The sequence below is a fragment of the Sphingomonas sp. CFBP 13706 genome (assembly GCF_014842355.1).
Lineage (GTDB): Bacteria > Pseudomonadota > Alphaproteobacteria > Sphingomonadales > Sphingomonadaceae > Sphingomonas > Sphingomonas aerolata.
Map to the genome: position 1 here is coordinate 22,065 of NZ_JACYVM010000024.1, position 10,693 is coordinate 32,757.

General features: G+C 65.2%; 6 protein-coding genes and 1 pseudogene. 5 read left to right on the forward strand and 2 right to left on the reverse strand.

Annotated elements, in window-relative coordinates; all coding sequences use genetic code 11:
• Positions 1–46 precede the first annotated feature (46 nt).
• On the forward strand, positions 47–2,806 hold the full coding sequence (locus IFS44_RS20485; protein ID WP_192099881.1) for an ATP-binding protein: 2,760 nt from the start codon (positions 47–49) through the stop codon (positions 2,804–2,806).
• A gap of 637 nt (positions 2,807–3,443) precedes the next feature.
• Here the strand turns inward: IFS44_RS20485 and IFS44_RS20490 are convergent.
• Positions 3,444–3,686: pseudogene (locus tag IFS44_RS20490) on the reverse strand (integrase); the annotation flags it as partial.
• A 68-nt stretch (positions 3,687–3,754) separates the two neighbouring features.
• On the opposite strand from IFS44_RS20490, the gene IFS44_RS20495 reads away from it, so the two are divergent.
• From IFS44_RS20495 to IFS44_RS20515, 4 genes are all read left to right on the forward strand, one after another.
• A complete protein-coding gene (locus tag IFS44_RS20495) occupies positions 3,755–4,222 on the forward strand; it encodes an SRPBCC domain-containing protein (protein ID WP_192099882.1) in 468 nt (155 codons plus the stop codon).
• A gap of 781 nt (positions 4,223–5,003) precedes the next feature.
• Positions 5,004–6,398 (forward strand): DUF4139 domain-containing protein, encoded by a 1,395-nt coding sequence (locus IFS44_RS20505; RefSeq protein WP_192099889.1) that lies wholly within the window; start codon positions 5,004–5,006, stop codon positions 6,396–6,398.
• The gene (locus IFS44_RS20510) at positions 6,398–7,930 is read left to right on the forward strand and encodes a DUF4139 domain-containing protein (RefSeq protein WP_192099884.1); all 1,533 of its coding nucleotides are present in this window, start codon (positions 6,398–6,400) and stop codon (positions 7,928–7,930) included. Before IFS44_RS20505 ends, IFS44_RS20510 begins: the two co-directional genes overlap by 1 nt.
• Before the next feature lie 379 nt (positions 7,931–8,309).
• Positions 8,310–9,230, forward strand: coding sequence for a VOC family protein (locus tag IFS44_RS20515; RefSeq protein ID WP_192099885.1), 921 nt, complete (start codon positions 8,310–8,312; stop codon positions 9,228–9,230).
• A gap of 206 nt (positions 9,231–9,436) precedes the next feature.
• Here IFS44_RS20515 and IFS44_RS20520 read toward each other — a convergent pair whose 3' ends face one another.
• Entirely contained in the window at positions 9,437–10,357 is a 921-nt protein-coding gene (locus tag IFS44_RS20520; RefSeq protein WP_192099886.1) for a TonB family protein, read from the reverse strand.
• Positions 10,358–10,693 lie beyond the last annotated feature (336 nt).

Genomic DNA, 10,693 nt, shown 5'->3' on the forward strand with positions numbered 1-10,693 from the left:
GTGTCTGCGGGGGGACGTAAGTGGATCGGCTAGACGACAGACGGTCATGAGCGACCGGCGTATCCGGTTCGGATCGTTCGAGCTTCGCCCGGAACGTGCGCAATTGCTGCGTGGCGGCGTCCGAGTCGGCTTAGGGTCGCGCGCGCTCGCGATCCTGGCGCTGCTTGCCGAGCGAGCCGGAGAGGTCGTTTCGGTGCGGGAAATCACCGATCGGGTCTGGCCGACTATTTTCGTCCAGGAAAACAATCTGCGCGTGCACATCACCGCGATCCGGCGCGCGCTGCGGACCGGGGCGGCGGACGATGTCGAGATCGTCAACGTGCCCGGCAGGGGCTATCGGCTACGTGCGGATGTGACCATCGAGGCGGCAGGCGAGGAAGTGGCCGAGGCGCCGATGCCTCGAGAACTCCGTCCGCTTCCGCTTCCGTTGCAGATCAACCGCCTGATCGGCCGCGAGGCCTGCGTGGCCGAGGTGGTGGAGAGCATTGCGCGGCATCGGCTCGTCACCATCGTTGGCCCAGGCGGCATCGGCAAGACAAGTGTCGCACTCGCAGCGCTGACGCAGCTCCGTGCCCGCACCGCCGTCTGCTTTGTCGACCTGACGAACTGCACGTCCTTGGCGCATGTGGCCACCGCCACGGCCGCGGCGCTGCAAAGTCCGATGGGTCAGGACACGATACCCGACGCGCTGTTGGAACGCCTGCGTGCAGCGGAGCTCATCCTGCTGATCGACAATTGCGAGCATCTGATCGACACCGCAGCGCGGGCCGCAGAAGCGCTGCTGCAATCCTGCCCGCGCGTGACGATGCTGGCGACCAGCCGCGAACCGCTGCGGGTGCCGGGGGAAGTACAGGTGCATCTCCAGCCCCTGCCTGTGCCCGGCGTGGCGGATGCCACGGAGACGATAACGGGCAATCCATCGGTCGCGCTGTTCGCGGAGCGTGCGGCGGCGGCCGGCGGATTTTGCCTCGCTGAAGATAATGCCCGGCAAGTCGCGACGGTGTGCCGCTCGCTCGACGGACTGCCGCTCGCACTCGAACTGGCGGCGGCTGCGACGCCGATGGTAGGGTTGGAGGCGATGTCCAGCGGACTATCCGGACAAATGTCGCCTTTCGCCTTCGGTCGCCGCACGCTCGCGCGCCACGGAACGCTCGAAGCGATGCTGGACTGGAGCTACGAGCTTCTCGCGCCTGACGAACGGCTGGTGCTCGGCTGCCTCAGCCTGTTCCGCTCCACCTTCGATCTAGCCGCCGCCGTGCAGGTCGCCGCGCCAGCCGCGGCAGAACCTATGAACACTGCGCAGCATATTCTGCAACTGGCAGCCAAGTCGCTGCTCTTCGTCGAGCCGTCCCGACACGGGGTCGCCTATCGCCTGCTGGAGACGACCAAGGCGTATGCCCGGCGCAAGCTGGAGGGTTCCGGCCAGGCGGAAATCGCAGCACGCCGGCATGCCGAATGGGTCGGGACTCTACTGGATCGCGCCCAGGCCGATTGGCTGCAGATGGAGCGCGCCAGCTGGTGGGAGCGATACGGCACCGCGATCGACGATGTGCGCGCGGCACTGATGTGGTCGCTGGGCGAGGCCGGGGACAAGCGGCTGGGCATCCGCCTGATCCTTGCCTCTGCGCCGCTGTGGCTCGGCATGTCGCAGTTCGCCGAATATCATCGCTGGCTGGAGCAGGCGATTGCGACGCTCGACGCGCTTGGCCAGCGTGGCGGGGCGGAGGAGATCCAGCTCCAGTTCGGCCTGTGCGTGTTGCTGTTCAACGCCGACCGGCCCGGCGAACGTTTCGTGCGCGCGGCGACGCAGATGCTGCGCATCGCCAAGAAGATCGGCGATCCGGTCGCCAGGGCGACGGCGCTGTGGCTGCTTTCCGGCCAACGCGGGATCATGGGCGATCATCGCGCGTCCCTCACGCTTGCCCAGCAGATGCTGGCGCCTGAAAGCACGGATCTCGATCGCGACCTGCAGCATTTCGCCCGACGGGTGATCGCTGGGATGACGTTTCGCGTGGGGCGCATGGACGAAGCGGCGGCGATCGGCGCGGAACTGGTCACCCACTGCAGCGGCCGCACCGCCTATGGCGCAGTGCTTCGGTACGATCATTCGACGATATTGCGAGGCAACCACAGCGTCACGCTGGCAGTGCAGGGCCGGCTGGAAAGCGCCCGGGCGACCATCATGGAAACAGTGATCGATGCCCGGCGGCTGCGCAATCCGAGTTCGTTCTGCTATCTGTTGAGCAGCGCGGCCTGTCCGGTCGCGCTGTGGCTGGGCGACGACGCGCTGGCTCGGCACTATGCCGAGCTGCTCGGCCGCGCGGCGGAAGAGAATTGCTTTACCTACATGACCGAACTCGCCGCGTGGTTTTCGCGGATCGCCGACCTGCGCATGGGAAAGCCGCCGCAGCCGCTCCCGCCGGATCGGCTGCGTCTGCCTTTGCCGCACGATAAGGATGTCTTCATTACCTGCTGCGCCACGCTGGCGGATGCGGACGCGATCGCGCGGGCACAAGCCTGCGAACCCCATTGGGCAACCGCGGAGATCCTTCGGGCCGACGGCGAGAACCGGCTGCGCGCCGGCGATGCGGCGGCTGGGCGCGCGCAGTTCGAGCGGGCGCTCGCGGTCGCGGAGGGGCAGGGTGCCGGGCTGTGGGCGCTGCGGGCCGCGACATCGCTCGCCCGCTTGGTGACGCCGGACGCGGCGGCGCCTATCCTCGTGCAGGCACTCGCACGTATCGATGGCGATGAAAGTTATCCGGACGTACGCGCAGCGCGCGCCTTATTACCGGCGTTGACCAGCTAACTCTTCGTCACACCCCCCAAAGACCCGGGGCTACGCCGTCTGCCATTCATAATGGAAGAAGCCCGCCTGGGGGCCCCAAGCAGGAGCGATGCTGAAATCGTTCTATGTTTCCCGGGCATCAGCGATGTGATGTTCTGACTTTGGAAAACTGGTTCAGTTCTGACGAGAGTCCTGCCGGGTTTGGGAATGATAGACTGGGCCCTGCCGGCCGGAAGGCCGGCCTGTAGGAGGTGAAACGCATTCGGCGGCGGGAGGGTCTCAAGGTGTTGAAGCGGCAAATGAAGCATCGCCGGCTTTTCATCAGCGCTCGCTTGGCTCCTCGCAGGATCAGGTTCGCGCGCCCCTTGGCCTGTGGGACGATCGGCTGCGGCTATGCTAGATTGACCGGATCGCGAGCGAGCATTTTCTCGAACTGGATCGCAGATCTAAAAGCCCTGCGACGGCCGTCAAAGGCCGCGATCGATTCTTGCAAATGTGGCACTGTCGTCGAGTGCCGCATCGTCAAGGCGTTGGGACCGGTCGAAGACGTGAACGTCGGGCTTTTCTGAAGCCTTACACGCCGGTCGGGTCGAAAAACGACTGTTTCGTCCGAATGCGCGATGCAAGGGGCCCTCGTTTTGGGTGAGGAGCCCGCGGTTTAGATTTCGGGATTCTCGGCAAGGGCAAGCGCATCTTCGACGTCGACGCCGAGATTACGCACCATGTTCTCGATCTTGCTATGACAGAGGAGGATCTGGACGGCGCGCAGGTTGCCGGTCGCCCAGCAGATGATCGACGCCTCCGTTCGGCGACGCGAGTGCATTCCATACTCGCTTCGCATCAGACCGACCCCCGTCACCCATTCATCGACAAGCCGGGCATACTGGCGGGTGCAATAGTGAAGTGCATACTTGACTGATAGGCTCCAAAAAATTTAGTGAAGTCTAAACTTCACTGAGGAGCGAGTCGATGACCATCACACACGGTACCTTCGAAATTCGCAAAACCTGCGACGCCGCTCCGCACGCGATTTTTGGCGCCTTCGCTTTTCAGGACCGCAAGAGCAGGTGGTACGCCGCCAGTCCCGGACACGAGCCGCTTTCTTACAGCTTCGACTTTCGTCCGGGCGGTGAGGAGAAGCTCACCTCCAGGATGCTGCCAGGCACTCCTATCGCGGGAAAGCAGCTGTGCTGGACCTCAACCTATGCTGAGATCGTCGATAACGCTCGGATCGTGTTCTTCCAAACGCTCGACGTCGATCACGCCCGCGTATCTGCTGCCATGGTCACCGTGGAAATTGCGCCGCTCGGCGACAAGGGCGAGGTCTTGCTGACGCACCAGGCGGTCTATTTCGAAGGCGCCGACGGCCCGGCAATGCGCCGGATGGGGTGGGGCTTCCTGCTCGACACGATGGCTTCGGAACTGCACCCCGCATGATGCAGCCTGCCGTAGAGTCTGTCCGCTCGTCGAGGGTCGACCGTCTGTTTCATGCGCTCGGTGACGCCAATCGCCGTCNTGCTTGAGGAAGCCAAGCTCGCCAGCTCGACCAAGCTTGGACGGGTGCGCACCTGTCAATTCGATCCTGCCGGGCTCGCGCCGTTGCAGGATTGGATCGACTATCACCGTCAGGAATGGAACGAGCGGCTGAACCGCCTTGATGATTTGATCAGCGGCATCGTTTCCAACGAAGACTGCGCATGAACGTCGGCTTATGCCCTGAGCTGCCGTTCGGGCTACCGCGACGATCGGCCGGAATGTCCCATATCTCGCCGTTCGGCGTGAAATATCTGATCGCTGTGAGCACCGACGGATCACATTAACAAATGTCCGCTTCCGGGAAGCCAGGCTGGCGGTCTGAATGTCGCTTTCTGGGTCTTTGCAGATTCGGTGGGAAGGCGTCGCCGAGCTCGGCGTCTACCCGATCGATATCTTATTCGGGCGCTCCAAGGATTGGCGGCGTATCGGCACCCGCTACGACCAGTAACCGACGGACTTGCTCTCCGCCGTCGCTCTCGCGGACACCGTCATTTTGGCTATGATCAACGTATCATAACCTTAATGGCGCATCGCACCGATCAGAGCGAACAAGCGCCGTTGTTTGGGTCAGAAAATCAGACCCACAATGTCGCGTTGCCCTTCTGATGCGGTCTCGCCATTATAGCAAGGACCGGGGGAGAGTGGCGTGCGCAAAAGCATCTCGAGAGCGTGTGGTTTGGTGATGCTGCTCGGGTCGATTTCGGCAGCCGCTCAGCAATTGCCGCACCCTGCTGATTCCTCGACCGCCGGAACGGCGCAAGGCGACGTGTCGGTCACCATCTACACCAACGACGTCGCCTTGGTGCAGGACATCCGTCCGCTGAACCTGGCGAGCGGGCGGGTTCAACAGAATTTCCCCGACGTGAGCGCAGCGATCCGACCGGAAACGGTGTCGCTGACCGTGCCCGATGCCGCGATCGTCGAGCAGAATTTCGACTATGACCTGCTCAGCCCGTCGAGCCTGATGGAGAAAGAGGTCGGCGAGACGATCACGCTGGTGCGGACCAATCCGGCCACCGGCGCGGAAACCCGCGATCGCGCGAAAGTGCTGGCGGTGAACGGCGGCGTGGTCATCGAAGTGAACGGTCATGTCGAGGTACTGCGCGACGACGGCCTGCCGGTGCGCGCGGTGTTCGACCGGGTGCCCGACGCGCTGCGGGCGCGCCCGACGCTGTCGGTGACACTGGCCAGCACGCGCGGAGGAACCCGTCCGGCGACGCTGTCCTACCTGAGCCGCGGGCTCGGCTGGAGCGCCGATTACGTCGCGCTGTTCGACGACAAGAGCGGCACGGTCGATATCCAGGGCTGGGTAACGCTGAAGAATAGCAGCGGGACGACGTTCGCTAACGCCAAAACGCTGCTGGTCGCCGGCGAGGTCGGCAGCGCCGACGATGACGGCAGCGGCGGCTATGCGCCGCGTCCGCGCCGCCGAACGACGACACGCCCCGGCACCGAGAGCGCCGCGCGCGAGCAGCTCGGCGACTTCTACCTCTATCCGCTGGCCGAACGCACCACGATCGCCGACAAGCAGACCAAGCAGGTCAGCTTCCTCGATGCCAAGGGCGTGGCGGCGGGCGCGGGCTATCGGTTCGAGAATGGCTGGCTCGGCAGTTCGGACGAACCACGCAGCGCGCAGTCGGTGCTGCGGTTCAGTAACTCGGGTGCAGCAGGCTTGGGCGACGCGCTGCCGGCGGGGGTGGTCCGGGTCTATGTCCGCGATGCCCGCGGGCAGCCGCAGTTCACCGGCGAAAACCGGATCGAGCATACCCCGCAAGGGTCGACCATCGCGCTTCCCACCGGCGACGCGTTCGACGTGAAGGTGCAGCCCGTCACCGTGTCGCGCACGCGGCAGGGCGACAGCCGCTGGCGCACGGCGATGCAGTACAAGCTGACTAACGCCCGCGCCCGTCCGGTCACGGTCGAGCTCATCCAGGGCGGGCTCGACTGGAACGACGTCCGGGTCGTCGAGGACAGCGCGAAGGGTGAACGTCGCACCGCCGGCACGCTGGCGTGGCAGGTATCGGTGCCGGCCAATGGCAGCACCACGGTGACGGCGACCTTCGACACGCGCTACTGATGCGCCATCTGCTGCTCCTGGCGGTCGCGCTGCTGGCGGGCAGGGCGGAGGCGCAGACGACCGTAACCTCGTCCGCGCCGGACCGCGTCTCGCTCACGGTGTACCGGGCACCTTATGGCCGCGGGGCGATGACCCTCCAGTATCTCGGTGGCTTTGCGCTGGTGACGGAGACGCGTCGCGTCCGGCTGCCGCGCGGACCGGCGGTTCTGCGGTTCGAGGGCGTGGCGCAAGGGATCGTGCCGGTCAGCGCAGTCATCGACGGCCTGCCCGGCGGCACGATCGAGAAGAACCGCGACGCCCGCCTGTTGTCGCCGGCCTCGCTTGTCGACGGTACGCTGGGTCGTGACGTGACGCTGACCCGAACGGACAGGGCGACCGGACGACCGACCAGCGAGCCCGCGACCATTGTCGCCGGCCCGGCACCGGGCGTCATCCTCCGCACGGCGACGGGGATCGAGGCTTTACGCTGTTCGGGTCTCGCGGAGCGGCTGGCGTTCGCCGGCGTCCCAGCCAGCCTGTCGAGCAAGCCGGTGCTGAGCGTAACGACCATCAGCCCGGCGGCGCGCACGGTCACGGTGCGTCTGTCCTATCTCGCGTCCGGGTTCGACTGGCGGGCGAGCTACGTCGCTGCGCTCGCCGCCAACGGGCGAACGGTCGACCTGTTTGCCTGGCTGACCCTCGCCAACAGCAACCCGGAAGTGTTCCTGAAGGCCGAGGTGCAGGCCGTCGCGGGCCGGCTCAACCGGGTAGCGTTGCCCGCGGTTCCGGCGGCGGCGGGCGCGCTGCGGCTGGTCTGCTATCCGCTCGGCACGACGACGTCGGATCTGCCCGAAACGGAGTTTGAGCCTGCCGACGAGATAGTGGTGACGGCGTCGCGCGCGATGGCGCCCCCCCCGCCGCCGATGATGGCGCCCCCGGCACCACCCCCGCCGCCGCCCCCTCCCGAAGATCTTGGCGATCTCAAGCTTTATCGCATACCGACGCCCACGACCGTCGCCGCACGCGCGCAAAAGCAAGTTGCTTTGCTCTTTCAAAAGGGCGTGCCGGTCGATCGTCGCTACCGACGCGCGGTGTATCCCGGCCAGCAGCTCGACGGCGTGCCGACGTCGATCGTGCTCGTGATGAAGAACGATACACCTGGCGGCCTGGGCGTGCCGCTGCCAGCCGGCAGCACCGCACTCTACGCCGAGCGGGCTGGCGGACGCCTGCTGCTGGGATTGGGCGCGGTCACCGACCGCACGGTTGGCGAGACGGTGCGCCTAGCGGCAGGTATCAGCAGCCAGGTTATGTTGACCCAGGCTATCGTTGCGTCGCGCTTGCCGGTGGCGGCTCCGGGGGAAGCATTGTCGCGAGAGGTCGTGCTGACGGCGACTAACGCCAACCCGTTCCCGGCGACGCTCGACGTCCCGATCGGGGCGGCGGGCCAGGCGATCGAGGCCAATGACAAGGCGCTCAACCGAACCGACGGGACCCTCACCTGGTCGCCGACCCTGCCGCCGGGCGGTCGCGCCGATTTGCGTTACCGTTACTGACCGGCCCACTTCGACCTCCCAGGTCAGGCGATACCGCATTCGCCTGATTTCAAGATCTAAATAGGGTCAGGAAGCGTGTACTGGTGGCAGCTACAATGCCTCGCCGTCCCCGCCAGTTGCGGCACATGAATGGATGACAGGTTTCGGCGAGCGGAAGGGGCGTTCGGAACGTCGCCTTTTGGGTCCAAAGAGCGGCGGTGCGGGTCAGTGTTCGGCACCAAGACCGCTTCTTGTTCCTGCGCGGCACCGTAGCAGATAGCGGCATCAAACTCCTTGGCAGTATCGACGAGAACCAACACGTGAGCACGTGACAGTGCCGACATCGCTCCCTACGCTGCCAGCCACGGCCCGAAACGCGGCCGGGTGAGGAGAGGCTGCCATGGCCCGTCGTATCGCAGTTCTTGCCTGTGCAGCTGCCGCTCTGCTCGGGGCCAAGGCGCCGCCGGGTCCGCGCCCAGGTATCACCGGCATCTCGCACCTCGCTATTTATGCTCGGGACATGGCAAAGTCCGAGCACTTTTACACGCATGTGCTGGGCGCCCGGAAGGGTGCGGACCCCGAGAACCCGGCCGGCGTCCGCTACTATCTAAGCTCGCGCCAGTTCGTGGAGGTGCTACCCGCACCCGCCGGACAGGGGCCCAGCATGATGGCGCACGTCGCCTACTCGACAACGGACGCGGCGACGCTGCGGGCCTGGCTGGCCGCGTCAGACGTCTCTGGCCTCGGCGCGATGCAGCGCTCTACCGAAGGGGAGCGTTGGTTCGCCCTGCGCGATCCAGAAGGCAACGGGATCCAGTTCGTGCAATCCGCGAGCGCTGACGCCAACGCTGTTCCCAGCGCGATTAGCGGGCGCATCATCCACGTCGGCTACGCCGTCCACGACCGGGCCAAGCAGGACAGGATGTACCGACGCCTGCTCGGCTTTCGGCCGTACTGGTATGGCGCATTCGAGCCCGACAAGGTCGACTGGGTATCACAGCAGATGCCCGACGGTCGGGACTGGCTGGAATACATGATGATCGGTCCGGGCTCGAGCGTGCCGGTGACCAAGGTCGACGCCCGCCAGCTAGGCGTACTTAACCACCTATCCTTGGGCGTTCCTAATATGCAGGCCGCCGTCACGACGCTGCATCGGGAAGATCGCCTGAGCCCGCGTCACGACGGCCCACAAATGGGCCTGGACGGCAAGTGGCAGGCCAACCTATACGACCCCGACGGCACGCGGATCGAGCTGATGGAGTTCCAGCCTGTGACCAAGCCGTGCTGCTCATCCTTCACGGCCGAGAGCCCGACCGGGTAGGTACTGGCGACGTTGAACGAAGGGCAGAAAGACGGAGTGAGTAAGCGGGGTTCGAGTGACCGCATCTGGATCTTGGCGTAAGGTCAACCATTAGAGAGACATATGGGTCGGATATAGCAAATGGTTCTCGGGGCGGATCGGCATGCGGATTCTATGGATCAGGCATGGAAGAACAAAAGGGAAGTCTGCCGGCGATGCTGTTCGGCCTAATCGCTGATCGTCGCACCGTAAATCGGATCGCGGCCACGTACGGGCTGAACCGCCTTGCGTGCCTGTTCGAACCGCTCTGCCGTCGTCTGGCCGGGCGGCTCTTGACGGGCGACGGGTCGGCCCACGGGCGCCGACGCCGTCTGCGTCTGGATCGCGGAAGGAACGGCTAACATGCCGTTCGTCGGGCCGGCTCGGCGTGTACAGCCGTCGGTCATAGCTGCGTTGGTATCTACGCTGCCGCCGCTGACCGGCGTGTGCATGACGCCTGCTCGGTCGATCGCCCACGACAGGCGTATTCGCTTCGTCGTCATCACCGGCTGTCCGCGTCGGTCCATCGCCGGCCGGAATTTCGCCTTAGCCAGCATGATCGCGCACGCCTTTTGATCGAGCGCGGCATTGCCGCTGCTTTCGGCGATCGTGCAGGCGGTGACCTTACCCTCGGCGCTGATAGCCAGCGACAGCAATGTCGCGGGCGTTCGGACGGTCCCGGGCGGCGCGGACGCGGCCGGCCCCATCGCCGCTAGGTCGCGGACTGACAATCCGAATATTTTAGTGAAATTGCCCCGCGACCAGATCGCCAGGCTGGCGACGTCGCCACGCGTGCGCTTGAAGTACAGCCCGTCTCTCGGGCTGAGCGCGCCGGAACATTCGGGCGCCGATCGCGCGAGCGGCGCGCAACTCTGTCTGACGCGCGCGGCTAGAATGGTCGTTAGTCGTGCCGCATCGTCTACGCCGCTGTCCGCCACCGCGATCCGCCCGGTTGCGAACCGCACGACGACATCAAACGAGCCCTCGGCATTGCCGACGATGGACGCCGTGTCGGATCGGCCATCGCCGTCGAAGTCGCCCTGGACTGGGGCTGCGGACGGCACGGCTGCGGCGGCGACAAGCACGGCCGAAACAAGATCTAAATGCATCGACAGTCTCCCTGTGACACCGCCCTTTGCAGAGAGGGGTGAACAAGCCGTTGCGGCGGCACGCAGATCTATAAGCGCCCGCCGATTTTAATGCCGTAAAAGCGTGGTTCGCAGACGGGCTAGCATGCGGCCTCAGACGCTTGGCACCGAAGTAACGAACATATTAGCGATCACTACGCTCGCGGGAGGGTAGAGAAGCCCTCCGCCGCTGCGGCAGTATTTCCCGGGGGGCGGACGTCCGTACTTATGCTCACGTCTCGGCATACCTACGTCCGCTCTCGCCCGATTGTGTTGAAGAAGTCGGCCTCGGCGCCGGCTGGCACCGGCTTAAAATCA

Bases quoted from the DNA above. Each gene is read 5' to 3' on its own strand.
- IFS44_RS20485 (WP_192099881.1), top strand. From the start codon at position 47: ATGAGCGACCGGCGTATCCGGTTCGGATCGTTCGAGCTTCGCCCGGAA.
- IFS44_RS20495 (WP_192099882.1), top strand. From the start codon at position 3,755: ATGACCATCACACACGGTACCTTCGAAATTCGCAAAACCTGCGACGCC.
- IFS44_RS20505 (WP_192099889.1), top strand. From the start codon at position 5,004: ATGCTGCTCGGGTCGATTTCGGCAGCCGCTCAGCAATTGCCGCACCCT.
- IFS44_RS20510 (WP_192099884.1), top strand. From the start codon at position 6,398: ATGCGCCATCTGCTGCTCCTGGCGGTCGCGCTGCTGGCGGGCAGGGCG.
- IFS44_RS20515 (WP_192099885.1), top strand. From the start codon at position 8,310: ATGGCCCGTCGTATCGCAGTTCTTGCCTGTGCAGCTGCCGCTCTGCTC.
- IFS44_RS20520 (WP_192099886.1), bottom strand. From the start codon at position 10,357: ATGCATTTAGATCTTGTTTCGGCCGTGCTTGTCGCCGCCGCAGCCGTG.